This is a genomic window from Crenalkalicoccus roseus (assembly GCF_004761865.1).
GTDB classification, from domain to species: Bacteria; Pseudomonadota; Alphaproteobacteria; order Acetobacterales; family Acetobacteraceae; genus Crenalkalicoccus; species Crenalkalicoccus roseus.
Window position 1 is genome coordinate 1 of sequence record NZ_SJDM01000029.1, and the last position, 23,121, is coordinate 23,121.

Annotated in this window: 23 protein-coding genes and 1 pseudogene; 10 read left to right on the forward strand and 14 right to left on the reverse strand. The window is 74.6% G+C overall.

The window, feature by feature from the left end; translation table 11 throughout:
• Window positions 1–853 (forward strand): annotated as a pseudogene (locus tag ET526_RS15450) (chromosome segregation protein SMC); the annotation flags it as partial.
• A 21-nt stretch (window positions 854–874) separates the two neighbouring features.
• Here ET526_RS15450 and ET526_RS15455 read toward each other — a convergent pair.
• A complete protein-coding gene (locus ET526_RS15455; RefSeq protein ID WP_240048428.1) occupies window positions 875–1,297 on the reverse strand; it encodes a putative quinol monooxygenase in 423 nt (140 codons plus the stop codon).
• Between the two features lie 187 nt (window positions 1,298–1,484).
• Window positions 1,485–2,075 carry a DUF2889 domain-containing protein gene (locus tag ET526_RS15460; RefSeq protein WP_135468599.1) on the reverse strand — a complete coding sequence of 197 codons (591 nt, stop codon included), beginning with the start codon at window positions 2,073–2,075 and terminating at the stop codon, window positions 1,485–1,487.
• A gap of 188 nt (window positions 2,076–2,263) precedes the next feature.
• Between ET526_RS15460 and ET526_RS15465 the strand changes: the two genes are divergently transcribed.
• Window positions 2,264–4,429 (forward strand): PAS domain S-box protein, encoded by a 2,166-nt coding sequence (locus tag ET526_RS15465; RefSeq protein WP_135468602.1) that lies wholly within the window; start codon window positions 2,264–2,266, stop codon window positions 4,427–4,429.
• 202 nt (window positions 4,430–4,631) lie between these two features.
• A complete protein-coding gene (locus ET526_RS15470; protein WP_135468605.1) occupies window positions 4,632–4,937 on the forward strand; it encodes a hypothetical protein in 306 nt (101 codons plus the stop codon).
• Here the strand turns inward: ET526_RS15470 and ET526_RS15475 are convergent.
• Entirely contained in the window at window positions 4,902–5,879 is a 978-nt protein-coding gene (locus ET526_RS15475; protein ID WP_135468608.1) for an alpha/beta hydrolase, read from the reverse strand. The genes ET526_RS15470 and ET526_RS15475 overlap by 36 nt on opposite strands.
• 193 nt (window positions 5,880–6,072) lie before the next feature.
• On the opposite strand from ET526_RS15475, the gene ET526_RS15480 reads away from it, so the two are divergent.
• Window positions 6,073–6,621, forward strand: a complete 549-nt coding sequence (locus ET526_RS15480; protein ID WP_135468610.1) for an NUDIX hydrolase — start codon at window positions 6,073–6,075, stop codon at window positions 6,619–6,621.
• The gene (locus ET526_RS15485; RefSeq protein WP_135468612.1) at window positions 6,618–7,001 is read left to right on the forward strand and encodes a hypothetical protein; all 384 of its coding nucleotides are present in this window, start codon (window positions 6,618–6,620) and stop codon (window positions 6,999–7,001) included. Before ET526_RS15480 ends, ET526_RS15485 begins: the two co-directional genes overlap by 4 nt.
• Before the next feature lie 13 nt (window positions 7,002–7,014).
• Here the strand turns inward: ET526_RS15485 and ET526_RS15490 are convergent, their stop codons facing one another.
• The 7 genes from ET526_RS15490 to ET526_RS15520 form a co-directional block, all read right to left on the reverse strand.
• Entirely contained in the window at window positions 7,015–7,827 is an 813-nt protein-coding gene (locus ET526_RS15490; protein WP_135468614.1) for a creatininase family protein, read from the reverse strand.
• 65 nt (window positions 7,828–7,892) lie between these two features.
• Complete coding sequence (locus tag ET526_RS15495) at window positions 7,893–8,381, reverse strand: hypothetical protein (RefSeq protein WP_135468616.1); 489 nt, start codon at window positions 8,379–8,381, stop codon at window positions 7,893–7,895.
• Complete coding sequence (gene ftsY, locus ET526_RS15500) at window positions 8,378–9,244, reverse strand: signal recognition particle-docking protein FtsY (protein WP_240048430.1); 867 nt, start codon at window positions 9,242–9,244, stop codon at window positions 8,378–8,380. Before ftsY ends, ET526_RS15495 begins: the two co-directional genes overlap by 4 nt.
• Before the next feature lie 422 nt (window positions 9,245–9,666).
• Window positions 9,667–10,947, reverse strand: coding sequence for a tRNA (N(6)-L-threonylcarbamoyladenosine(37)-C(2))-methylthiotransferase MtaB (mtaB, locus tag ET526_RS15505; RefSeq protein ID WP_204623666.1), 1,281 nt, complete (start codon window positions 10,945–10,947; stop codon window positions 9,667–9,669).
• A complete protein-coding gene (gene dapF / locus ET526_RS15510) occupies window positions 10,944–11,777 on the reverse strand; it encodes a diaminopimelate epimerase (RefSeq protein ID WP_135468624.1) in 834 nt (277 codons plus the stop codon). The genes mtaB and dapF overlap by 4 nt, the downstream gene beginning before the upstream one ends.
• A gap of 49 nt (window positions 11,778–11,826) precedes the next feature.
• Window positions 11,827–12,495: a class I SAM-dependent methyltransferase gene (locus tag ET526_RS15515; protein ID WP_135468627.1), complete on the reverse strand. Its 669-nt coding sequence runs from the start codon at window positions 12,493–12,495 to the stop codon at window positions 11,827–11,829.
• Between the two features lie 123 nt (window positions 12,496–12,618).
• Window positions 12,619–13,110, reverse strand: a complete 492-nt coding sequence (locus ET526_RS15520; protein WP_135468629.1) for an Lrp/AsnC family transcriptional regulator — start codon at window positions 13,108–13,110, stop codon at window positions 12,619–12,621.
• A 138-nt stretch (window positions 13,111–13,248) separates the two neighbouring features.
• On the opposite strand from ET526_RS15520, the gene trxB reads away from it, so the two are divergent.
• Window positions 13,249–14,223, forward strand: a complete 975-nt coding sequence (gene trxB / locus ET526_RS15525; RefSeq protein WP_135468631.1) for a thioredoxin-disulfide reductase — start codon at window positions 13,249–13,251, stop codon at window positions 14,221–14,223.
• Between the two features lie 19 nt (window positions 14,224–14,242).
• A complete protein-coding gene (locus ET526_RS15530) occupies window positions 14,243–15,136 on the forward strand; it encodes a LysR family transcriptional regulator (protein WP_135468634.1) in 894 nt (297 codons plus the stop codon).
• Window positions 15,137–15,595: 459 nt separating this feature from the next.
• Here ET526_RS15530 and ET526_RS15535 read toward each other — a convergent pair whose 3' ends face one another.
• Together ET526_RS15535 and ET526_RS15540 are read right to left on the reverse strand one after the other, a co-directional pair.
• A complete protein-coding gene (locus tag ET526_RS15535; protein WP_135468636.1) occupies window positions 15,596–16,729 on the reverse strand; it encodes a CaiB/BaiF CoA transferase family protein in 1,134 nt (377 codons plus the stop codon).
• An 80-nt stretch (window positions 16,730–16,809) separates the two neighbouring features.
• Complete coding sequence (locus ET526_RS15540) at window positions 16,810–17,550, reverse strand: phosphatase PAP2 family protein (protein ID WP_135468639.1); 741 nt, start codon at window positions 17,548–17,550, stop codon at window positions 16,810–16,812.
• 148 nt (window positions 17,551–17,698) lie between these two features.
• On the opposite strand from ET526_RS15540, the gene ET526_RS15545 reads away from it, so the two are divergent.
• Together ET526_RS15545 and ET526_RS15550 are read left to right on the forward strand one after the other, a co-directional pair.
• Window positions 17,699–18,736 carry an amidohydrolase family protein gene (locus tag ET526_RS15545; protein ID WP_135468641.1) on the forward strand — a complete coding sequence of 346 codons (1,038 nt, stop codon included), beginning with the start codon at window positions 17,699–17,701 and terminating at the stop codon, window positions 18,734–18,736.
• Window positions 18,737–18,743: 7 nt separating this feature from the next.
• Entirely contained in the window at window positions 18,744–20,027 is a 1,284-nt protein-coding gene (locus ET526_RS15550; RefSeq protein ID WP_135468643.1) for an MFS transporter, read from the forward strand.
• On the opposite strand, the gene ET526_RS15555 is transcribed toward ET526_RS15550, so the two are convergent.
• On the reverse strand, window positions 19,960–20,550 hold the full coding sequence (locus ET526_RS15555; protein WP_135468645.1) for a carboxymuconolactone decarboxylase family protein: 591 nt from the start codon (window positions 20,548–20,550) through the stop codon (window positions 19,960–19,962). The genes ET526_RS15550 and ET526_RS15555 overlap by 68 nt on opposite strands.
• Before the next feature lie 378 nt (window positions 20,551–20,928).
• Between ET526_RS15555 and ET526_RS15560 the strand changes: the two genes are divergently transcribed.
• A complete protein-coding gene (locus ET526_RS15560; protein ID WP_135468648.1) occupies window positions 20,929–22,491 on the forward strand; it encodes a sulfatase-like hydrolase/transferase in 1,563 nt (520 codons plus the stop codon).
• A 74-nt stretch (window positions 22,492–22,565) separates the two neighbouring features.
• Here ET526_RS15560 and ET526_RS15565 read toward each other — a convergent pair whose 3' ends face one another.
• Window positions 22,566–23,069, reverse strand: coding sequence for a flavin reductase family protein (locus ET526_RS15565; protein ID WP_135468650.1), 504 nt, complete (start codon window positions 23,067–23,069; stop codon window positions 22,566–22,568).
• Between the last annotated feature and the right edge of the window lie 52 nt (window positions 23,070–23,121).

Here is a 23,121-nt window from a genome sequence, read left to right on the forward strand (position 1 = left end):
CGCCGCCGACGCCGCCTTCGCCGCCGCGCGCGAGGCGCAGCTCCGCGCCGAGGCCGCCGCCGGGCAGGCGCGCGGCGCGGCGCAGGCGGTGGAGGAACGCATCGCCGAGCGCCTCGGCCCCGGCGCCGCCCTGCCCGAGCCCGAGGCGCTCTCCGACGCCGCCGAGGAGAAGGCGCGGCGCAAGCTGGAGCGCCTGGCGCGCGAGCGAGAGGAGATGGGCCCGGTCAACCTCCGCGCCGAGGTGGAGATGGCCGAGCTCGACGCCCGCATCGCCACCATCCACCGCGAGCGGGAGGAGATCGGCGCCGCCATCGCCAAGCTGCGCGGCTCGATCGGTCACCTGAACCGCGAGGGGCGGGAGCGGCTGCGCGAGGTGTTCGACCGCGTGGACGCCGAGTTCCGCGGCCTGTTCGCGCGGCTGTTCGGCGGCGGACGGGCGCATCTCGGCCTGGTCGGCTCCGACGATCCGCTGGAGGCGGGGCTCGAGATCTACGCCGAGCCGCCGGGCAAGAAGCTGGCGACGCTCTCCCTGCTCTCGGGCGGCGAGCAGGCGCTGACCGCCCTCTCCCTCATCTTCGCCGTGTTCCGCTGCCAGCCCGCGCCGGTCTGCGTGCTGGACGAGGTGGACGCGCCGCTCGACGACGCGAATGTGGAGCGGCTCTGCGACCTGCTCGACGGCATGGCGGCGGAGAGCGGCACGCGCTTCCTGATCGTGACGCACCACCCGCTGACCATGGCGCGCATGCACCGCCTCTATGGCGTGACGATGCAGGAGAGGGGCGTCTCCCGCCTGCTCAGCGTGGATCTCGGCCGGGCGGTGGAGATGGTGGAGGGGGCGCGGCCGGCGGAGTAGGGCGGGCCGCGCTCCGCAGGGTCAGGGCGGGACGGCGCCGGCCGGCGCGAAATGCGCGAAGTCGGCGCGCAGGGGCCGCCAGATCCGCACCTCGCGCGGCGCGTCGAGCAGCTCGGGCAGGCGCGCCTCGTAGGGCGCGCGGTAGGGGCGCCGCATCTGCACCTCGACGAGGTCGCGCCGGTCGGCCCAGGTCTCGTAGAGCATGAACCGTGCCGGATCCTCCGGATCGCGGTGCAGCACGGCGTTGAGGAAGCCCGGCTCGTGGCGCATGGCGTCGAGGACGGGGAGGAGCAGGCGGAGGAATTCCGCCTCCCGCCCCGGCCGGACGCGCAGCGAGACGATGAGGGCGAGCGGCCCGGCCGCCGCCTCCGCCCCCGCTTCCCGCGCCGCCGCGGCGCCGGCCGCCGCGAGCGCCGCCGTGCCCATCGCTTCCCGTCTGGTCATCTGCCGCTCCTCCTGCGTGCGATCCGCCCTGGCGGATCGCGCTCCCTTCCTGCCGGGCACCCGGCTCGCCGCTCCGGCGGCCCGGCCTTCGCGGATCGGGTGCTCGCCGGCGGGTGGCGGGAGTGGAGCGCGGGGCGCGCGGCAGGGCGATGACCTGGGAGGTCATGGAAGGCGCTGCCGCCTTCCCTCACTCCGCCGGCGGCGTCTCCTCCGCGAGCCAGGGCCAGCGCGCCAGCGTCACCGGGCTGTCCGGGGCATAGGCGATGCAGGTGCCGACCAGCGCCGGCCGTTCGCGCGGCGGCGTCTCGCCCGCGGCGGCGCGGCGCGCCGCCTCCTCGCGCTCGCGCCGGGCGCGGAAGGGGTAGAGGGTCTGGTAGGCGGTGGTGGCCATCTGGCCGAGAAGCTCGCGCAGATGCGTGCAGCCCGCCGTGCCGCCCACCCGCTCCGCCACCGCGCGGGAGAAGCCGGGGCCGATGCGCAGGCCGGCGAGCCTGGCGAAATTCGGCGCCGCCTGCGGGCAGAGGGCGTAGGGGGTGTGGTCGGAGGAGGCCTCGCAGGCGACGATGGTCATCTCCTCGTCCACGGTCAGGCGCAGCCACATGCCGTGGATCGGGGCGCCGGGCGGCAGCGTGCCGCGCGCGCCGTTCTCGAAGGTGTCGGCCTTGCGGTCGAGCAGGTGCGCCTCGATGTCGAACAGGCCGTCGGCGCGGCGCCAGCCGCGCAGGGTGATGTCGCGCAGGTGCAGCAGCTCCCGCTCGACGGGCGTGGAGAGGGGCATGGGCGGCTCCGGAAGGGCGGTGCGCCACGAGGGGCTTCCCCCGGCTATGCCACGCGCCCTTGCCGCTGGCCACCCGCCGCGCCCGCTCCGCCGGCTTTGAACGGCAGCGGCGGGTTCGTCATTCGCCGTGTCCGCAGCGCATCAGTATAAGCTTCGGCCGCAACAACGGGCGCCGGGGGGCGAGGGTCGTGCCGGACGAGGGTCTGCCGTCTGCGCCGGAATTCGCGGCGCTGCGGCATGTCGCCGAGGGCTCGGCCGCCGCCAGCATCCTGCTGGGCGGGCCGATGCTGCGGATCCTGTATGCCAATGCCGCCTTCTGCGAGGCCGCGGATGCGGAGGTGCAGGCGCTGGCCGGGCGACCGGCGGGCGAGGTCCTGCCTCTGACCGAGGGGCATCTGCGGCTGCTCGAACGGATCCGCGCCTCCGGCCGGCCGTGGCGGCGCGGCGGCGTGCCGCTGCGCCTGCATCCCGGCCGGCCCGCCCGCCTGTGGGAGGTGGAGGCGATCCCGCTGCCGGCCGGGCCCGGCGCGGCGCCGGACCTCTTCGTGCAGCTCCGCGACATCACCGCGCGCGAACGCGCCCTGCGCGAGGGGGAGGCGGCGCGCGCCACCCTCGATGCGCTGTTCGCGCATTTTCCCGAGGGGCTGCTCCTCGCCGAGGGGCGCGAGCTGCGCATCCGCCGCATCAGCGCGCGCGGCCTCGCCCTCTCGGGCTATGGCGCCGAGGAGGTGGTGGGCCGCGGCGCCGCGACGCCGCCGGTGGCCGCGGCGGTGCTGCGCGCCGATGGCGCCGCACCGGCGCGTCCGGAGGAGCTGCCGCTTCCCCGCGCGGTGCGCAGGGGGGAGGCGGTGCGCCACGAGGCCTGGGTCCTGCGCCGCAAGGACGGCGCGCGGGTGCCCGTGCTGTGCAGCGCCGGGCCGATCCGCGACGCCGCCGGGCGCGTCGCCGGCGGCATCCTGGTGTGGCAGGACGCGACGGAGCTGCGCCGGGCCGAGGCGGCGCTGGCTGCGAGCGAGGCCCGCTACCGCGCGCTCGCCAACGCCTGGACCGGCGCGGTCTGGACCGCGGGGCCGGACGGCGCGCTGCGCGACACCGCGGAATGGTCCGCCCTTACCGGCCAGCCGGCGGAGGCGGCACGGGGCTGGGGCTGGCTCGACGCGGTGCACCCCGAGGACCGCGAGCGAGTGCGGCGCTGCTGGGAGGAGGCGCTGGCGCGGGAGAAGACCTACGAGGCCGAGTACCGGCTGGCGCAGGGCGAGGACTGGCGCTGGACCGCCGCGCGCGCGGTGCCGGTGCGCGACGCGGCGGGGCGGATCGTCGAATGGGTCGGCGCCAACGCCGACATCCACCCCCGCAAGATGGCCGAGGCGGCGCTGCGGGCGAGCCAGGAGCGATTCCGCATCCTGGCCGAGGCGATGCCGCACCTGGTCTGGCAGGCCGACCGGCAGGGCGCGCCCGAATACATGAACCGCCGCATGCAGGCCTTCACCGGCATGACACCGACGGAGGCGCGCGGGCGCGACTGGCGCTCCCTGATCCATCCGGAGGATGCGCCGCGGTTCGAGGCGGCGTGGCGGCAGGCGCTGGCCGAGAGCGTGGAATTCGGCCTCGACCTGCGCCTCGCCACGCCGGAGGGGGGGTGGCGCTGGTTCGACGTCCAGGGCGCGCCGGTGCGCGACGCGGAGGGGCGGATCCGCCACTGGGTCGGCACCTGCACCGATGTCGAGGACCGCCGCCGCGCCGAGGCGGCGATGCAGGAAGCGCTGGCGGCGCAGGAGAAGCTGCTGCGCACCGCCGAGCACCGCATCAAGAACAGCCTGCAGCTCGTCGCTTCGCTGCTGCGGCTGAAGGCGGGGCGCGTCGCCGCCCCGGCGGCGCGCGAGGCGCTGGAGGAGGCGGTGGCGCGGGTACAGGCGGTGGCGGAGGCGCACCGCGCGCTGCAGCGCAGCCCGGACATGCGCAACGTCCGCCTCGCCGACATGATGCAGGAGCTGGCGGCGGGGGTGGCGGTGCTGCACCCCGGCGCCGATCTGCGCGTGGAGGCGGACCCGTCCCTGCTGCTCGACGCCGACCGCGCCATCCCGCTGGCGCTGGCGCTGAAGGAGCTGCTCGGCGCCGCGCTCGGCCGCAACGGACGGGAGCGCCCGCCGCCGGCGCTGCTCTCCGCCCGCACCTCGGCCGAGGGGATCGAGGTGGTGGTGGCCTGCCCGGCCGATCCCGGAGAGCCCGAGGCGCTGAGCGCGACCATCATACGCGCCCTGGTGCGCCAGATCGGCGCCACCCTTGCGACCGAGGCCTCGGCGGAGGGGGTGCGGACCGTGCTGCGGCTGCCGGAGGCCCACGCCCCGGGCTAGCGCCTGATCCGCGGAGGCGGACCGGCCGGAGCGGTGCATCGATCGCCCGGCAAGGAGCGGACGCGTGATCCGCCGAGGTGGATCGCGCTGTAGGGCCGGTTCCACCCGGCCGTAATCGCAGCCATGGCCCTGAAGGGGCCCATGCCCCGGACCCCGGCAGATGTGACTGGAAGATTAATCGCTGCGGGTCCAGAATGTCCGCATGCGCCTGCACCCGATCCGCCCGATCCACCCCGCCCGGCGCAGCCGTGACGCGGCCTTTACCGCCGATTCACGCCTGCGCGGCATGGTGCTGCGCATGATCGCGCTGAACTCGCTCGCCGCCTTCGCGCAGGAGATCGGGCGCCGCCCGCCGGTCGAGCCGGTGCGGGCGGCTGTGGCCTCCATTCCCGCCGCCGGCCTCTCCGCCGCCGACCCGGCCGCCGCGCCGCAGCGGCCACTGGAGGCGGTGCCGCCGCAGCCCGCGCGGCCGCTACCGCGCGGCTCGCTGCTCGACCTGCGGGTCTGAGCCCGCCGTCGCGTCGCCCGGCCGCAGCGTGGCCAGCCGCGCCGGGCCGGAAGCAGGAAGGCCCCGCCGCGCCGCCAGGCGCCGCTCGGTCCGCCGCGCGGCGAAGGCCATCACGTCCTCCGTGGTGGGCGCGAGGCTCGGCAGCCAGGGCAGGGACATCAGGATGTCGAGGTGGCCGATCGCGGGGTAGAGGCGCGTCTCCACCTCCCCCCCTGCCTCGGCGACGCGCCGCGCCATGGCGCGGAGATGCGACGGGCCGGTGACCAGGTCCATGGTGCCGCTCAGCAGCAGCAGCGGCGGCGCCCCGGCCGAGGCGTAGCTCTCGGGCAGCAGCGAGGCGAGGTCGGCCTCGCCTGCGAAGACCGGCCGCACCGCCCAGTGCCGCGGGAAGTCGCCGGCATAGGGGCCGGCGATGCCGATGGCGCCGGCGAGGTCCCGGCCGCCGAGGCCGTGCGGGGCCAGCCAGCGTCCGTCGAGGGCGAGCATCAGCGCGATGTAGCCGCCGGCGGAATGCCCGGCGACGAACAGTCCCTCGGGATCGGCGCCGAGGCGGGGCGCCTGGCGCCGCGCCCAGGCGACGGCGGCGGCCGCGTCCTCGAGGAAGCCCGGGAAGCGCGTCTCCGGATAGAGGCGGTAGTCCGGCACAGCCACCACCGCGCCGCGGGCGGCGAGGCCGGAGGCGAGCACCTGGTTCTCCAGGCTGCCCTTCTCGCCCATCTGCCACTGCCCGCCATGGAAGAACACGATCAGCGGCCGGGCCTCCCCGCCTGGGCCGAGCGGGCGGTAGAGGTCGAGCCGGTGCCGCGACCCCTCCCCATAGGGAATGTCGCGCTCGATTGCGACATGCTCCCGCTCCGGAGCGGCCGTGGCGCAGGCGGCGAGGGCCAGCGCGGCGATGAGGGCGAGACAGGTCTGCGCGAAGCGGCGGGGCGGGGGTGGCATCGGAAGGCTCCTCCGGGGCGGGAGGAGCGAGCCACGTCATCTCATTAATGAGAAATCACTAGAAGGTTTGAACATTCCATATCAGATAACGAATAGGGATTTTGCGCCGTCGCGCTGGGGCAGGGCGGCACGATCATGGGTCCGGCGGCGCTTGACCCTTGCAACGGACCCGTCCCCTCCGCATCGTAAGAAGATGCCGGCCTTCATCCGCCGCATCCCCGAAGGCGACGACCGCGAGCGGCTCACCTGCCCCGACTGCGGGTTCATCGACTATGAGAACCCGAAGATCGTGGTCGGCAGCGTGGTCGCCGAGGCGGGGCGCGTCCTGCTCTGCCGCCGGGCGATCGAACCCCGCCGCGGCTTCTGGACCTTGCCCGCGGGCTATCTCGAGATGCGCGAGACGGTGGAGGAGGGGGCCAGGCGCGAGGCCTGGGAGGAGGCGCGGGCGCGCATCGCGCTCGAGGGTCTGCTCGCCGTCTATTCCATCGCCCGCATCGGCCAGGTGCAGCTCATCTTCCGTGCCCGGCTGGACCAGCCGGGCTTCGCGCCAGGGCCGGAAAGCCTGGAGGTCGGGCTGTTCGGCTGGGAGGACATCCCATGGTCCGAGATCGCCTTTCCCTCCGTCCACTGGGCGCTACGGGCCTGGCGCGCGGCGGAGGGCCGCCCGCCCGGCCCGCCGGCGCTGAACCCGCCGGAGGACCCACGCGGCAGCCGGCCGCTCACGCCCCCGCCAGGGCTGTGACCCGGCGGTGGGCGCTGCTCGCGGCGGTGGCGCTGCTCGCCGCCTCGCCCGCCGCGGGGCAGCAGGCCGAGCCGCCACGGCCCCGCCCCCGCCCCCGTCCCTTCAGCACCCAGCTTCCCGACCCCCTGGGGCCGCCCGCCCCGCCGACCCGACCCTCCACCTCCGCCGCACCCGCCCCCGACCTCGCGCCGATGCCGAACCGCAGCCTGGAGCCGCCGCGCATCGCACAGAACGACGACCTTCCGAGCGTCTCGCCCAGCATCATCCACCGCCGCCTGCCGGGCCAGGGCCAGGCGGCCGAGGGCAGCCCGCACCGCAACGAGGAGCGGCTCTTCGCCCCCGCCCCCGGCGCGCGGCTGCGGGTGCCCTTCTCCTACTGAGAGGCTGCCGCCCTCATTCCGCCGCGCCGGCCTGGAAGCGGCCGGCGCGGCCGGGCGTCCAGACCGGGTCGGGGCTGCGCCACAGCGCCGGGTCGCGCATCGCCCGCGCCAGCGCCCCGACCACGGCGGCAAGGATGCGCTCCCCCTTCTCGGCGGTGGCGGCGCGCGGGTCGCCGCGCACGCCGGTGCGCGGGGCGCGCTCCTCGAAGGACCAGAAGCGGGAGAAGCCGGGGGGCGGAGCCGGCACCGGCTCGGCAAGGCTGTCGGCGATCCGCTCCCGGCGCACCTGGCCGGGGTCGAGGGCGAGCCAGAGGCTCGTCTCCGCCTCGCAGGCGTGCTGCACGCCGGGCTGGGTGGTGAGGGTGGCCGCGATCTCCTGCGGCGCCGCCTGCGGCCAGGTGGTGGCGACGACGGGGATGCCGAACTCATGCGCTAGCTCCCGCGCCGCGACGGCCAGCGGCTCGATGTTGCCGCCATGGCCGTTCACCACCAGCAGCCTGCGGAACCCGTCGGCCAGGAGCGAGCGCACCACGCAGCGCAGCACGGCGTGGAAGGTGGCGTGGTCGAGGCTGATCGTGCCGCCGAAGGGGAAGTGGTGCTCGGAGAGGCCCATCCACATCGGCGGCAGCACCACCACGGGCATCTCCGCCGCCACCGCCTCCGCCGCGCGCACCGCGAAGGCGTGGGCGCAGAAGCTGTCGGTCCAGACCGGCAGGTGCGGCCCGTGCTGCTCCAGGCTGCCGACGGGCAGCACCACCAGCGCGTCGCGCGCGGCGAGCGCCTTGAGTTCGGGCGCGGTCATGCGCTCCCAGCGGGTTTCGGTCATGGCGTGCTCCTCCTGCCGCGGCGCCACCCTCCGGCGCGCGGCGGGGGCGGTCAAGCAGGGGGCGCCTACCGGGAGGTGCCGGCGGGATCGGCGTCGAGGGCGGCCATCACCTCCTCGACCGTCTCGCGCACCGCGATGTCGGTGGCGAAGCGCAGCCCGACCATGACGATGGCGGCGCGCGCGCCGGCGGCGTGCCGCTCATGCGCCTCGCGTACCAGCACCACCCGGTCGGCGGCGAGGTAGAGCGGCGCGCCGCGCAGGTCGGTCAGCGCGACCAGCCGCTGCCCCGCGGCGCGGAGCCGGCGCGCCACCGCCTCCGCCGGCTCGACGCTGCGCTGCTGCACCCAGGCGGTGGTGTCGATCACCGTATGGTCCTCCACCCGCGCCACGCGCACCACCTGCGCGGCGGCGATGCGCACCGGCGCGCGGCCCTCGGTCGGCAGGACGGCGATGAAGCGGCCGGGCGGGGGCGGCGGCTCCTGCGCCGCGGCGGGGAGGCAGAGGGCGGCGCCGATCGCGGCGAGGACGGCACGCCGGGCGCGCGGCGCGCTCACTCCAGCCCCACCAGCCCGCGGGCGAAGTCCCGCGCCGCGAAGGGGCGGAGGTCCTGCGCCTTCTCGCCGACGCCGACGAAATGCACCGGCAGGCCGAATTCCTGCGCCAGCGCCACCACCACCCCGCCCTTGGCGCTGCCGTCGAGCTTGGTGACGGCGAGCCCGGTGACGTCCACCATCTCCTTGAACACCTTGCACTGCTGCAGGGCGTTCTGGCCGGTGGTGGCATCCAGCGTCAGCAGCACGGAATGCGGCGCCGTCTCGTCCACGCGCTTCAGCACGCGCACGATCTTGCGCAGCTCCTCCATCAGCGCCGCCTTGTTGTGCAGCCGCCCGGCGGTGTCCACCAGCAGCACCTGCGTCCCGTCCGCCTTCGCCGCCTTCAGCGCATCGAAGGCGAGGCCGGCCGCGTCGGCACCGGGCTTCGCGGGCGCGTGCACGCGGCAGCCGGTGCGCTCGCCCCAGATCTGGAGCTGCTCCACCGCCGCGGCGCGGAAGGTGTCGCCGGCGACGAAGGCGCAGGCGAGGCCCCGGGCGCGGTACTGCTGGCCGAGCTTGGCGATGGTGGTGGTCTTGCCGGTGCCGTTCACGCCCACCACCAGCACCACATGCGGGGCGCGGGCGGGCTCGATCTCCAGCGGCCGCGCCACCGGGGCGAGGATGGCGGCGATCTCCTCGGCCAGCGCCGCCTTCACCTCCTCCTCCGTCACCTCCTTGCCGAATTTCGTGCGGCGGAAGCCCTCGACGATACGGCGGGAGGCGGCGACGCCGAGATCGGCGGCGATCAGCGTCTCCTCCAGCTCCTCCAGCGCCTCGTCGTCGAGGCGGCGCTTGCGGAACAGGGTGGTGACGCTCTCGGTCAGCCGCTGGGTGGAGCGGGCGAGGCCGGCCTTGAGGCGGGCGAGCCAGCCGCCGCGGCCGGCGGGCTCCTCCGCCTCGGGCGCGGCGGGGGGCGGCGGCTCCGGCTCGGTCCATGCCTCGGCCTCGCGCAGCGCCGCTTCCGGGTCGCGGGGGCGGAGCTCGGCCTCCGCGGGCGGTGGGGGCGGGGGCGGCGGATGGTCCTGGCTGCCGACACGCCCGAGCGGGGGCGGGGCGGTGAAGGGCGGCGGCGCGGCGGTCGCGGGCGGCGGCGGCAGGTCGGGCGCCGCAGGGCGCGGCAGGGTGAGTGGGCCGACGGGCGGCTCCGGCTCCGGCGGCTGGCCGGGCGGGGAGGTGAGCGGTGGCTCGGCGGGCGGGGGTTCCGGGGTGCGGCCGCGCAGGCGGCCGATCCAGTCGCGCAGCGCCATCAGCGCCCTCCTTCCGTCTCGGCCAGCAGCGCCTCCGGCGTGGCGGCGGCCACGCGCAGGCGGCGGATCTCGCCCGGCGCCGCGGTGCCGCCACGCAGGCGGAGCGGCGCGAAATGCGCGGTGTGGCCGCGGTCCGGCCGCTCGAACAGCACCTCCTCCTCCCGCCCCACCCGGCCGGCGAGGAAGCGCGCCCGCGCCGCCGCCCCCGCCGCGCGCAGCCGCGCCGCGCGCTCCCTGCGCAGCGGCACCGGAAGCTGCGGCATCCGCGCCGCCGGCGTGCCGGGGCGCTCGGAATAGGGGAAGACGTGCAGGAAGGAGAGGTCCATCTCCTCGACCAGCGACAGCGTCTCGGCGAATTGCGCCTCGGTCTCGGTCGGGAAGCCGGCGATCAGGTCGGCGCCGAAGGCGATGTCCGGGCGCAGCGCGCGGGCGCGGCGGGCGAAGGCGAGGGCGTCGGCGCGCAGGTGGCGTCGCTTCATCCGCTTCAGGATCAGGTCGGCGCCGTGCTGCAGCGAGAGATGCAGGTGCGGCATCAGCCGCTCCTCCTCGGCGATCAGCCGCCAGAGATCCGCGTCCGCCTCCACGGGGTCGAGCGAGGAGAGGCGCAGCCGCGGCAGCTCCGGCACCAGGGCCAGCAGGCGGCGCGCCATCTGCCCGAGCGTCGGCCGCCCCGGCAGGTCGGGGCCGTAGGCGGTGATGTCCACGCCGGTGAGCACCACCTCGCGGTAGCCGCGCGCGACCAGGGTGCGGACCTGCTCCACCACCGCGCCGACGGGCACGGAGCGGGAGGGGCCGCGGCCATAGGGGATGACGCAGAAGGTGCAGCGGTGGTCGCACCCCTGCTGCACCTGCACGAAGGCCCGCGCGCGGCCGGCGAAGTCGGTGACGAGATGCGCCGCCGTCTCCCGCGCCGCCATGATGTCGGTCACCGGCGCGGGGGGCGCATCCCGCGCCCAGGCTTCCGGCCTCAGCTTGTCGGCGTTGCCGATGACGCGCGCGACGCCGGGCAGTGCCGCCCAGGCCTCGGGGGCGATCTGCGCGGCGCAGCCGGTGACGAGGATGCGCGCCGCCGGGTCGGCGCGGTGCGCGCTGCGGATCGCCTGGCGCGCCTGGCGCTCCGCCTCGGCGGTGACGGCGCAGGTGTTGACCACGATGGTGCGGCTGTGCCCGGCCTCGGTGGCGAGCGCCCGCATCGCCTCGGATTCGTAGGCGTTGAGGCGGCAGCCGAAGGTGAGGACCCGCACCGCCGGGGGCGCCTCCGCGGTTCCGCGCGCGCTCATGCCGGAAAGGCGTCGAGGTCGAGCTCGCCGGTGAAGGCGGTGGCGACGGGGCCGGTCATCAGCACGTGCCCGTCGGCCTCCCGCCATTCGATGTCGAGCGGCCCGCCGGGCAGGGTGACGGTGGCGGCGCGCCCCGCGAGGCCGCGGCGGTGCGCGTTGACCAGCGCCGCGCAGGCGCCGGAGCCGCAGGCGCGCGTCAGCCCCGCGCCGCGCTCCCAGACCAGGAGGCGGAGATGCGCGGGATCGAGCACCTGGGCGATGCCGATATTGGCCCGTTCGGGGAAGAGCGGGTCGTGCTCGAGGGAGGGGCCGAGGGTCTCGACCGGCACCGCGTCGAGGTCGCGGACGAAGAAGGTGGCGTGCGGGTTGCCCATGCTGCAGGCCGCCGGGTCGGCGAGCAGGCCACGCGAGAGCGGCAGGTGCAGCGTGTCCATCGGCGCGGCGAGGGGGATCTCCCGCCAGCCGGTGCGCGGCCTGCCCATGTCCACGCGGAACAGCCCGCCCGGTAGCGCCTCGGCCGGCAGGTCGCCGGCGATGGTGCGGACCACGACGCGCTCGCGCCCGGTCTCGGCGGCGAGCAGGCTGGCGACGCAGCGCGTGGCGTTGCCGCAGGCCCCGGCCTCGGAGCCGTCCGGGTTGCGGATGCGCATGAACACCTCCGCCCCCTCGCCGCCCGGCTCCAGCAGGATGAGCTGGTCGCAGCCCACCCCAGTGCGGCGGTCGGCGATGGCGGCGGCGCGCGCGGGCGTGAGGGGCAGGTCGCGCCGGCGCGCGTCCAGCACCACGAAATCGTTGCCGAGCCCGTGCATCTTCCGGAAGGGAACCCGCATGGGCGGGATATGCGCCCGATCGGCCGCCGGGCCAAGGCCGCCAACCGTATCAGCCCCGCTCCAGCAGCGAGAGGCAGTCGAGCCCCGGCTCCCCGCCCCAGTCCATGACCTGCTGGCGGAGGACGGAGAGCCCCTCCTTCCGCGCATAATGCGCCATCAGCGCCTGCGACATGAAGGCGCGGGAATGCGGCGCGGCGCGCCAGTCGTGCCCGCCCTGGTAGTTGGAATGGTGCAGGAAGGCCCGCCCGCCCGGCGCCAGCACCCGCCGCGCCTCGGCCAGGTAGGCGCGGACCACGTCGCTGTCGAAATGCACCATGGCGTCGAAGCAGTAGAGCAGCGTCACCCGGCCGGAGGGCACCTCGCGCAGGTCGTAGCCGCTGTTGACGATGTAGGCGATGCGGGGGTCGTCGCCGAAGCGACGGCGGCAGATGGCGATGTTGCCGGGCTGGATGTCCACCAGGATCAGCCGCCGCGCCAGGGGCAGCAGCATCGCGGCGTTGCGCCCGTGCCCGGTGGCGAGGTCGAGCACGCAGGTGAAGTCGCAGCCGCGCAGGAAGGGATGCACCAGCTCGGCCCAGAGCCGCGCCATCACCGGCTCGGCCTGGGCGAAGTAGGGGTTCTCCGGGGTCCAGGGGTCGCCGGCATAGGCGGCCGCCGCGCGCAGCGCGGCCTCGGGCACCGGGGCGTGCCGCGCGACGGAATCGGGCAGGTCGGCCATGGCTTCCTCTGCTGGCGCCGGCCCGCCGGTGTCAAGCCGGCGCCTGATCCGCGGAGGCGGCACGCCGGAGCGGTGAATCAGCCGCCGCGCGCAAGCACCTGATCCGCGGAGGCGGCACGCCGGTCAGCCGGGGACGGGCACCGGGACGCCGGCCTCGTCCTTGGCGGTGCGGATGGTCTGCAGGGTCTGCACCCGCGCCACCTGCGCCGCGCCGGTCAGCCGGGCGGTGAGGGCGTTCTCGTGCGCGGTGTCGCGCGCCACCAGGCGCAGCAGGAAGTCGCCGCCGCCACGGATCATGTGGCACTCCCGCACCTCGGGCCACGCCGCGACCAGCGCCTCGAAGGCGGTGAGCACCGACTCCTTCTGGCTCTCCAACCCGACCAGGGCGAAGAAGGTGATCTCGTAGCCGAGGGCGGCGGCGTCGAGCTCGGCATGGTAGCCGCGGATCACCCCCTCCTCCTCCAGCCGGCGCACGCGGCGGAGGCAGGGGGGCGCGGAGAGGCCGACGCGGCGCGCCAGCTCGACATTGGTGATGCGGCCGTCGCGCTGCAGCTCCGCCAGGATCTGCAGGTCCACATCGTCCAGCTCGGGCTCGTCGCGGGGCGGGGCTCTCATGCTGTCGCGGTTCATTGCCGTGGACGGGAAGCGCGGGCAATATCCTTGCCCGGTCCCGGGGCCGCAAGGCTCCCGCCCTGTTCGCCGCCGCGGCGGCGCCGATATCCTGGCCCGCCGCACAGCATCGGAACCCGACCCGTGTCCGCCATCCACCGCACGCGCCTGCTCATCCTCGGCGCCGGCCCGGCCGGCTACACCGCCGCCATCTACGCCGCCCGCGCCGGCCTGAAGCCCATCGTCGTCGCCGGGATGCAGCCGGGCGGGCAGCTCACCATCACCACCGAGGTCGAGAACTATCCGGGCTTCGCCCAGGCGGTGCAGGGGCCGTGGCTGATGGAGCAGATGCAGGCCCAGGCCGAGCATGTCGGGGCGGTGGTGGTCCGGGACGTGATCACCGCCGCCGACCTCTCCCGCCGGCCCTTCCGCTGCACCGGCGATTCCGGCGACCTCTACGAGGGCGAGGCGCTGGTGATCGCCACCGGCGCGCAGGCGCGCTGGCTCGGCATCCCCGGGGAGAAGGAACTGTCCGGCTTCGGCGTCTCCGCCTGCGCCACCTGCGACGGCTTCTTCTTTCGCGGACGGGCGGTGGCGGTGATCGGGGGCGGGAACTCCGCGGTGGAGGAGGCGCTCTATCTATCCAACCTGGCGTCGAAGGTCACGCTGATCCACCGCCGCGATTCCCTGCGCGCCGAGAAGATCCTGCAGGATCGGCTGTTCGCCCGGCCGAACGTCGCCATCCTTTGGGATACGGTGGCGGAGGCGGTGCTGGCGACCGAGGGGAGGCTCCGCGCCGTGCGCGGCCTTGCCCTGCGCAACGTGAAAAGCGGGGAGCGGTCGGAACTCGCGGTGGAGGGCGTCTTCGTCGCCATCGGCCACGACCCGGCGACGGCGCTGTTCCGCGGCCAGCTTGCCATGGACGCCGAGGGCTACATCCTGACCGAACCCGGCCGCACCCGCACCAGCGTCGAGGGTGTCTTCGCCGCCGGCGACGTGCAGGACAGGATCTACCGCCAGGCGGTGACCGCCGCCGGCACCGGCTGCATGGCGGCGCTGGAGGCGGAGAAGTGGCTGGCGCACCTGCCGGCCGGGGCGCCGGCCGTCGCGGCCTATTGAGGGGCGACGAGGGAGAGGCATGCCGCTCGATTGGGACAAGCTGCGCGTCTTCCACGCGGTGGCGGAGGCCGGGTCCTTCACCCATGCGGGGGAGACGCTGAACCTCAGCCAATCCGCCGTCTCGCGCCAGATCCAGGCGCTGGAGGAGGCGCTGACGGTGCCGCTGTTCCACCGCCACGCCCGGGGGCTGATCCTGACCGAGCCGGGCGAGACGCTGTACCGCACGGTGCGCGACGTCTTCGCCAAGCTGGCGATGACCGAGGCGCTGCTGACCGAAGGGCGGGAGCGCCCGGCGGGGCGGCTGAAGGTGACCTGCACCACCGGCTTCGGCAGCACCTGGCTGGCGCCGCGGCTGCACCAGTTTCTCGCCCTCTACCCCGACGTGAACGTGACGCTGCTGCTCGACGATTCCGACCTCGACCTGGCGATGCGGGAGGCGGATGTCGCCATCCGGATGCACGCGCCGCGGCAGCCGGACCTGATCCAGCGCCATCTCGCGAGCTTCGGCTGGAAGGTGTGCGGCGCCCCCTCCTACCTGAAGACCCGCGGCGTCCCGCAGCGGGCCGAGGATCTGGACGCGCACCGGCTGATCGTGTGGGGCGAGCACCGCCCGCCGATCGACGAGGTGAACTGGCTGGCCGAGGTGGGGCGCCGCCCGGGCACGCCGCGGCGCGCGGCGGTGGAGGTGAACAGCCTCACCGGCATGATGCGGGCGGTGCAGAGCGGCCTCGGCCTGGCCGCCCTGCCGGACTACATGGGGCGGGAGCTGGAGGGGCTGCTGCAGGTGCTGCCGGACCTCAAGACCCCCCGCCTCGACGCCTATTTCGTCTATCCGGAGGAGATGCGCCATTCCAAGCGGGTGGCCGTGTTCCGGGACTTCGTGGTGGCGCAGCTGGCGGCCGGCAACGGGTGACATGCGCGCCATGCATGGCCGATGGCAGGTTTCGTGCCATCGGCACCATCGGTTGCAGGGTTATCTTTGTGTTGTCTCCGGCGGATGTCGTCGGAACAGGGTTCACCCGGGGGGTCCCCGGTAACCCTTCGTCTCCCAGACGTGAAGCCTCCCTGTTGACTGCCCCGCTTTCCCGATGGGTAAGCGGGGCTTCTTTTTGGGCCGCTCCCCGGCTGCGACGGGGACGAAAAAAGGGCGGTGCCTTGCGGCACCGCCGAGTTTAGGGAGGAAACGTCCAAGAAGCGCAACAGGACCCGAACTGGCCCGTGCTGCACCGCACAATTAGCGCGTGCTATAGAAAGGTCAAGGGGAAAGGCGCCCGTCCGCACCGGATGCGGCAGACTGTGACATAAGAGCCACAGTGATGCCCGCAGGGCGCGCTCCCGCGGCAGGCGTGAGCGGCGCCTCAGGCCTCCGGCATCACTCCCGCCCCAGCACCTCGCGGTTGTGCTCGCCCACGGCGGGGGCGGGGAGGCGGGAGCGCGGGCGCTCCCGGTCGAAGGAGATCGGCAGCCCCACCACCCGCACCCCGCTGCCGGGCAGGGCCTGCACCATGTCCACGGCGGCGAACTGCTCCGTCGCGCAGAGTTCGCCGATGTCGTTCACCGGGCTGCAGGGCACCCCGGCCGCCTCCAGCGCCGCGAGCCAGTGGGCGCGGGTGTTGGTGCGCAGCACCTCGGCGATCAGCGGGATCAGCGCGGCCTTGTTGCGCACCCGGTCGCGCCCCCGGGCGAAGCGTGGATCCTCCGCCCATTCCGGGTGGCCGAGCACCCCGGCGCAGCGGGCCCACAGCCGGTCGTTCCCGGCGGCGAGGCAGAGCGGGCGGTCGGCGGTGTCGAACACCTGGTAAGGCACGATCACGGCGCCGCCGGTGCCGTGCCGCCTCGGCACCTCGCCGGTGGCGAGGTGGGTGTTCACCTGCCCCTCCACCCAGTGCACCGCGGTTTCGAACAGGGAGGTGTCCACGATGCAGCCGCGCCCCGTGCGGTCGCGCCGGCGCAACGCCGCCAGCGCGCCGATCACGGTGAACATGCCCGTCGCCTTGTCGTTGATCGAGGCGCCGCAGAAGGTGGGCGGGTCCTCCGGCCGGCCGGTGACGGACATCATGCCGCCATAGGCCTGCAGCAGCGGGTCGAAGCCGGGCTTCAGCTTCATCGGCCCCACGGCGCCGAAGGCCCAGATCGAGCAGTAGATCAGCCGCGGGTGCCGCTCCAGCATCGCCCCGGGGCCGATGCCGAGCTCCTCCACCACGCCGGGGCGGAGGTTCTGGATTAGGATGTCGGCCCCCTCGCACAGGCGGTGCAGCGCCTCGACATCCGCCGGCGCCTTCAGGTCCAGCGTCACGCTGCGCTTGTTGCGGTTCTGGCCGTGGAAGTAGAGCGAGGTCTCGCCGTCCGGCCCGAAGGGCGGACCCCAGGCGCGCGCGTCGTCGCCCTCGGGCTTCTCCACCTTGATCACCTCGGCGCCCATGTCGGCGAGGATAGCGCCGGCGAGCGGCCCGGCGAGGGCCTGGCCCACCTCGATCACGCGAAGACCCTCGAGCGGCAGCATCATGCGGCGTCCCTCCTGTTGTCGCGGCAGGATAGGGGCGGGGGCCGAGACCGCCAGAGGGGTCATGCGCGGCCGGGCGGCCTTCAGCCCGGGTCGAGGGCGATGGTGCGCATCAGCACCCTTCCTCCCGCCTCGGCCAGCTGGCGCGCGGTGCCGAACAGATAGACCATCTCCCAGCCCAGCACGAACAGGCCGAGGATCACCAGCGAGGGGCGCCGGGCGTCCAGACGGCCCAGCCAAGACCATGCGGGTCTCGGCAGCGGCATCCAAAGGACGAATCCGGTCACCGCCACGCCGAGCGCCAGGCCGGCAAGAATGTCCGAGACGTAGTGGGCGCCGAGCAGGATGCGGGGCAGGCAGATGCCGAACAGCCCCCAGGCCGCCGCCAGCAGGCCGAGTGGCCGCGACGCCGCCCAAATCGCCATGACGAGCGCGGCGACGAGCGCCGCGTGGTCGGAGGGCAGGGAGCTCCAGCTTTCCAGCCCGATCGGGTGCTCGAAGGGGAAGGCGTCGGGCTGCGCGGTGAACGGCCGTGGCCGCATCGGCAGGGCGTTCTGCAGCAGGCGACCAATTGCGAGCGATGCCGCGATCCCGAGCATGCCGCGCACCACGAGGCACGGGGCGGCAAGGCTGCCGCCCTCCCCTGCGGGGCTGGCGCGCCGGAACCAGGTGTAGAACAGCAGCAGCACCAGGGGCCCCATCTTGATCAGGCTGATCTGCAGGAGCCCGAGGATCCGGTTCAGGAGGACGGTGCCGGGGCTGACGGGGTCCAGCGCATCGACGGCGGCGATGGCCAGATGATCAACCGACTCAATCCATTCCATTGCCACATGATGTCACTTTTCCGGCCGCACGCCACTCCCTTGGCGAGGGCGGATCGCCGCGCGGACGCCGGGGCCGGGCCGGCGAGGCTTGGCGGCGCGCCGGCCTCGCTTATCCTGGACGCGGAAACGTCCAGGGGAACGGCCCGAGATGAGCAGCGCCGGCACGCACGCCCATTACGTCCCGGTCCGCGAGGAGTGGCTTGCCCGGCGCAGCGAGGAGGCGATCGAGCCCGCGCTGCCGATCATCGATCCCCACCACCACCTCTGGGACCGTCCCGGTTGGCGCTACCTGCTGCCGGAGCTGCTGGCGGATCTGGACCAGGGGCACAATGTCGTCGCCACCGTCTTCGTGCAGTGCCGCGCCATGCACCGCGCCGAGGGGCCGGAGGAATTCCGCCCGGTCGGCGAGACGGAGTTCGCCAACGGCATCGCGGCGATGAGCGCCTCCGGCGGCTATGGCCCGGCCAGGGTCTGCGCCGGCATCGTCGGCCATGCCGACCTGATGCTCGGCGCCCGCGTGCGCGCGGTGCTGGAGGCGCACATCCGGGCCGGGGGCGGCCGCTTCCGCGGCATCCGCCACATCGCTGCCTGGGATCCCGACCCGGTGGTGATGAACCCCGCCTACCAGCCGCCGCGGGACATGCTGGCGCGCCGGGAATTCCGCGAGGGCTTCGCGGCGCTCGCCCCGCTCGGCCTCTCCTTCGACGCCTGGCTCTACCACCCGCAGATCCCGGAGCTGACGGCGTTGGCGCGCGCCTTCCCGGAGACGCCGATCGTGCTCGACCATCTCGGCGGACCGCTCGGCATCCGCGGCTATGCCGGCAGGCGCGAGGAGGTCTTCGCCGCCTGGAAGGCCGCGATGGCCGAGCTCGCCACCTGCCCCAAGGTGCACGTCAAGCTCGGCGGGCTCGGCATGCGGATCAACGGCTTCGGCTTCGAGGCGGCGGCGGACCCGCCCTCCTCCGACGCGCTGGTCGCCGCCTGGAAGCCCTGGATCGAGACCGCCATCGGGCTGTTCGGCGCCGAGCGCTGCATGTTCGAGAGCAACTTCCCGGTGGACAAGGGCAGCTACGGCTACGGCGTGTTCTGGAACGCGTGCAAGAAGCTCGCCGCCGGCGCCAGCGCCGGGGAGAAGGCGGCGCTGTTCCACGGCACCGCCGCGCGCGTCTACCGCCTGGAGCCCTGAGCGCGCAATGCGGCCTGGGACGCGAGGCTATGTCGCCGCCATCGTCGCGGCGCAGGCGCTGGTGCAGATCGGCGCCTTCACGCTGCCGGCGCTGCTGCCGCACTACATGGCGGCCTGGTCGCTCAGCGCCACCGAGGCGGGGTGGCTGATCGGCATCTTCTTCGCCGCCTATGTCGCCGCGGTGCCGGTGCTGATGGCGCTGACCGACCGGCTGCCGGCGCGCAGCATCTACCTGATCGGCAGCGGGCTGACCGCGCTTTCCCATCTCGGCTTCGCCGTCCTGGCGGAGGGGTTCTGGTCGGCGCTGGCGCTCCGGGCGCTGGCCGGCATCGGCTGGGCCGGGGCCTACATGCCGGGGCTGAAGGCGATCGCCGACCCGCTCTCGGGCAACGCGCAGTCCCGCGCCGTCTCGCTCCACGCCGCCGGGGTGGGCATCTCCGGCGCCTGCTCCTTCCTGGTCGCGGGGGTGGTGGACGCGCTGGCGGGACCGGAGGCGGCCTTCCTCGTGGTCGGGATGGCGGCGGCGCTCGGCTTCGGCATCGCGCTCGCGGTGATGCCCGGCACGCGCCCGGCGCCGGCGGAGGGGCCGCGGCGAGCGCTGCTCGATTTCCGCCCGGTCTTCCGCAACCGCCGGGCGCTCGCCTGGATCGCCGGCTACACGGTCCACACCTGGGAGATGGCGGCCTTGCGCGCCTGGGCCGTCACCTTCCTCGCCGTCGCCGCGGCGGGGGGAGGAGGGGTGCCGGGCTGGATGCCGGACCCGACCGCGCTGTTCACCCTGGCCGGGCTGCTCGGCATCCTGGTCTCGCTCGCCGGCAACGAGGCGGCGCAGCGGCGCGGGCGGCAGCGCGTGGTGACCTGGGCGATGGCGAGCGCGGCGGCGCTGTCGCTCGCCACCGGCTGGATGGCGGGCGTCTCCTTCACCCTGGCCCTGGTGCTGGTGCTGGCCTGGAACGCGGCGATCTACCTCGACAGCGCGGCGCTGACGGCGGGGACGGTGCAGGCGGCGGGGCCGGGGCTGCGCGGCGCCACCATGGGGCTGCACTCCATGGCGGGCTACGCCGGCGGCTTCGTTGGGCCGCTCGGCGTCGGGCTGGCGCTCGATCTCGCGGGCGGGGATGGCGCGCTCGGCTGGGGCCTCGCCTTCGGCCACCTGGCGCCGGTCACGCTGCTCGGCCTGTTCGTGCTGCGCCGGCTCGGACGGGAGGGCGCCGCGCCGCCGCTCAGCGCGCCGGAAGCGGCCGCAGAGGCGCCTCCTCCCCGGCCGGCAGCGGCACGCGGGAAACGTTGAGCACCATCGAGACCAGCACGTAGTAGCCGCTGACCGCGACCAGCTCGACCACGCCCTGCTCGCCGAAGCGCTGCACCGCCTTCGCGTAGGTGGCGTCGGAGACGCCGCGGTCGCGGTGCAGCTCGGTGCAGAAGGTCCAGACGATGCGCTGGTCCTCGTCCATCCCCTCGGGCTCGCGCCCCTCGGCCACCGCCCGGGCGATGGCGGGCGGCAGGCCGGCCTCCATGGCCAGGCGATGGTGCGCGTACCACTCGAACTGCGCCGTCCACTGCCGCGCCGTGATCAGGATGGCGAGTTCCTTGAGGGCCGGCGGCAGCACGCTGTGGAAGCGGAGATACTCGCCGAGGGACTGCACGCGGTCGGCGACGGGGGGGCTGCGCAGCAGGGCGGCGAAGGGGCCGCGGATGCTGCCGCGCGGGCCGGCCGTGATCGCCTCCGCCACCCGCCTCTGCTCCGCGCTCATCCGTTCGGGCGGGATGGCGGGCAGGCGCTCCGGCCCCGCGTGGGTGGTGCTGTCGGTCATGGGTTCCTCCCTCCTGGCCCCCGCAGGATGCCCGCGGGGCGGGAGGGCGGCAAATTCGCCGCCCGCGCGGGGCGGAAAACGCGCCCGCCCGCTTGCGCCGGGCGCCGCGCGTCGCCACCTGCGGCGCATCGTCAACAACCGAAAGGAGGTGATCCAGTGTCTCATTGTCTGAAGGCGGGTGCCGCGCGCGCGGCCTGGATCATCGTCCCTGCCACTGCGGGGATGGCTTCCTGAGCCGACCGGCGGGCCACCCCCGTCACGCAATGGGAAGGCCCCGGCGGGACGCCGCCGGGGCCTTCCGCCATTCTCCGGGCCGCTTCTGGCGCGCCGCGACGCCGCCGCTATCCTGCCCGGCGGCAGGGCCGGGGAGGGAGGCGCATGTCCATCCGCAACGTGCTGTTCGTGATGTGCGACCAGCTCCGCTGGGACCATCTCTCCTGCGCCGGCCACCCGCATCTGCGCACGCCGAACATCGACGCGCTGGCGCGCCGCGGCGTGCGCTTCCCCAACGCCTTCGTGCAGAGCGGCATCTGCGGCCCATCGCGCATGTCCTTCTACACCGGCCGCTACGTCGCCTCGCATGGCGCCACGCACAACCGCGTGCCGCTCTCGGTGGGCGAGGTGACGCTGGGCTGGCACCTGCGGGAGAGCGGGCGCACCCTGGCGCTCGCCGGCAAGACGCATGTGCTGCCGGACGCGCACGGCATGCGCCGGCTGCTGCTCGACGGGCAGCACGACCTCGCCGCGCTGCTGCGCGAGGGCTGGTTCACCCTCGTGGACCGCCACGACGGCCACCATGCCGAGCCCGACAGCGCCTACGCCCACTGGCTGCGCGCCCGGGGCTACGACAGCCCCGATCCCTGGACCGACTACGTCATCGCGGTGGAGGATGCGGAGGGGCGGGTGCTCTCCGGCTGGAAGATGCGCAACCTCCGCCTGCCCGCCCGCGTGCGCGAGGAGCACAGCGAGACCGCCTACACCACCGATCGCGCGCTCGACTTCATGGCGCGGCAGGGCGACGCACCCTGGGTGCTGCACCTCTCCTACGTGAAGCCGCACTGGCCCTATGTCGCACCCGCGCCCTACCACGCCCTGTACCGGCCGGAGCACTGCCTGCCGGTGCGGCGCCACCCCGCCGAGCGCGGCGAGGGGGCGCACCCGGTGTTCCGCGAGTTCCAGAACGAGGAGGTGGCGGAGAGCTTCCGCAGCGAGGAGGCCATCGCCACCATCCGCCCCGCCTATCAGGGCCTCGTCAGGCAGGTGGACGACCATCTGGGGCGGGTGTGGGAGGCGATGGAGAGGCTCGGCCGGTGGCGGGACACGCTGGTGATCTTCACCTCCGACCACGGCGACTATCTCGGCGACCATTGGCTCGGCGAGAAGGAGCTGTTCCACGACTGCATCCAGAAGGTGCCCTTCCTGCTCTACGACCCCACCGCCGCGGCGGACGCCACGCGCGGCACCGAGGATCCGCGGCTGGTCGAGGCGGTGGACGTGGTGCCCACCATCCTCGATGCGCTCGGCTGCGACCCGGCGCCGCACCTGATCGAGGGGCGGTCGCTGCTGCCCCTGCTGCGGGGCGAGGCGCCGGCTTGGCGCGAGGCGGTGTTCAGCGAGCTCGACTGGACCTTCCGCGGCGCGCGCCGGCGGCTCGGCCTGCCGGTCGGACAGCACTACGCCTGGATGGTCCGCACGGGGCGGTGGAAATACGTCCACTGGACCGGCGGGCTCCGCCCGCAGCTCTTCGACCTCGCGGCCGATCCGCAGGAGTTCCACGACCTCGGCGCCGAGTCCTCGCTCGAGGGCGTGCGGGAGGAGATGCGGCGGCGGCTGCTCGCCTGGTTCTGCGGCCTGAAGAACCGCACCACCCTCACCTGGCCGGAGGCGGAGTTCCGCACCGACCGCCACAAGGCGGCCGGCGTGTTCTACGGCGAGTGGTGACCCCTGCCAGGCCTCGCGGATCGCGGCCATCCCTCCTCGGATGCCGGCGCGCGCCCGGCGGCGGGGATCCGGGATCAGCCGGGCGGCGCCTTGCGCACCGCGTGGTAGTCGCGGCCGAAATAGATCAGCCCGGCCTCGTGCGGGCTGCCCTGGCGGATCGCCTCGACCTCGGCGAAGATCACGCAGTGGGTGCCCTTCTCCACGATGTCGGAGACGCGGCAGTCGAAGGACACCACGGCGCCCTCCAGGATCGGCGCGCCGGTGGCGAGGGTGGTCCAGGTGCCGGCGTCGAAGCGCTCCAGCATCGAGCATCTGGTGGCGCCGGCGAAGACCAGGCAGGTCTCCCGCTGCGAGGCGGCGACGACGTTCACCCCGAGCACGCCGTTCGCCTTCAGCGCCGGCGCGGCGGTGGCGTTGCGGTTCATGCAGACCAGCAGCATCGGCGGCTCGTCGGTCACGCTGCACACCGCGCTGGCGGTGAAGCCGCCGCGGCCGGCCGGCCCGTCGGTGGTGATGATGTTCACCGCGGCGCCCAGCCGCGCCATGGCGTCGCGGAATTCCTGCCGCGTGACCGGCATGCGCGCACCCCTTCTCGTCCAAACCGATTTAAGCACGGCCCGTCGGCGGGGA

What these genes read in the sequence shown, in the direction of transcription:
- ET526_RS15540 (WP_135468639.1), bottom strand. Translation starts at nt 17,550, where the DNA reads ATGGAATGGATTGAGTCGGTTGATCATCTGGCCATCGCCGCCGTCGAT.
- ET526_RS15535 (WP_135468636.1), bottom strand. Translation starts at nt 16,729, where the DNA reads ATGATGCTGCCGCTCGAGGGTCTTCGCGTGATCGAGGTGGGCCAGGCC.
- ET526_RS15550 (WP_135468643.1), top strand. Translation starts at nt 18,744, where the DNA reads ATGCGGCCTGGGACGCGAGGCTATGTCGCCGCCATCGTCGCGGCGCAG.
- ET526_RS15470 (WP_135468605.1), top strand. Translation starts at nt 4,632, where the DNA reads ATGCGCCTGCACCCGATCCGCCCGATCCACCCCGCCCGGCGCAGCCGT.
- ET526_RS15490 (WP_135468614.1), bottom strand. Translation starts at nt 7,827, where the DNA reads ATGACCGAAACCCGCTGGGAGCGCATGACCGCGCCCGAACTCAAGGCG.
- ET526_RS15555 (WP_135468645.1), bottom strand. Translation starts at nt 20,550, where the DNA reads ATGACCGACAGCACCACCCACGCGGGGCCGGAGCGCCTGCCCGCCATC.
- ET526_RS15565 (WP_135468650.1), bottom strand. Translation starts at nt 23,069, where the DNA reads ATGCCGGTCACGCGGCAGGAATTCCGCGACGCCATGGCGCGGCTGGGC.
- ET526_RS15520 (WP_135468629.1), bottom strand. Translation starts at nt 13,110, where the DNA reads ATGAGAGCCCCGCCCCGCGACGAGCCCGAGCTGGACGATGTGGACCTG.
- mtaB (WP_204623666.1), bottom strand. Translation starts at nt 10,947, where the DNA reads ATGAGCGCGCGCGGAACCGCGGAGGCGCCCCCGGCGGTGCGGGTCCTC.
- ET526_RS15460 (WP_135468599.1), bottom strand. Translation starts at nt 2,075, where the DNA reads ATGCCCCTCTCCACGCCCGTCGAGCGGGAGCTGCTGCACCTGCGCGAC.
- ET526_RS15455 (WP_240048428.1), bottom strand. Translation starts at nt 1,297, where the DNA reads ATGACCAGACGGGAAGCGATGGGCACGGCGGCGCTCGCGGCGGCCGGC.
- ET526_RS15480 (WP_135468610.1), top strand. Translation starts at nt 6,073, where the DNA reads ATGCCGGCCTTCATCCGCCGCATCCCCGAAGGCGACGACCGCGAGCGG.
- ET526_RS15515 (WP_135468627.1), bottom strand. Translation starts at nt 12,495, where the DNA reads ATGGCCGACCTGCCCGATTCCGTCGCGCGGCACGCCCCGGTGCCCGAG.
- ET526_RS15560 (WP_135468648.1), top strand. Translation starts at nt 20,929, where the DNA reads ATGTCCATCCGCAACGTGCTGTTCGTGATGTGCGACCAGCTCCGCTGG.
- ET526_RS15530 (WP_135468634.1), top strand. Translation starts at nt 14,243, where the DNA reads ATGCCGCTCGATTGGGACAAGCTGCGCGTCTTCCACGCGGTGGCGGAG.
- ET526_RS15475 (WP_135468608.1), bottom strand. Translation starts at nt 5,879, where the DNA reads ATGCCACCCCCGCCCCGCCGCTTCGCGCAGACCTGTCTCGCCCTCATC.
- dapF (WP_135468624.1), bottom strand. Translation starts at nt 11,777, where the DNA reads ATGCGGGTTCCCTTCCGGAAGATGCACGGGCTCGGCAACGATTTCGTG.
- ET526_RS15545 (WP_135468641.1), top strand. Translation starts at nt 17,699, where the DNA reads ATGAGCAGCGCCGGCACGCACGCCCATTACGTCCCGGTCCGCGAGGAG.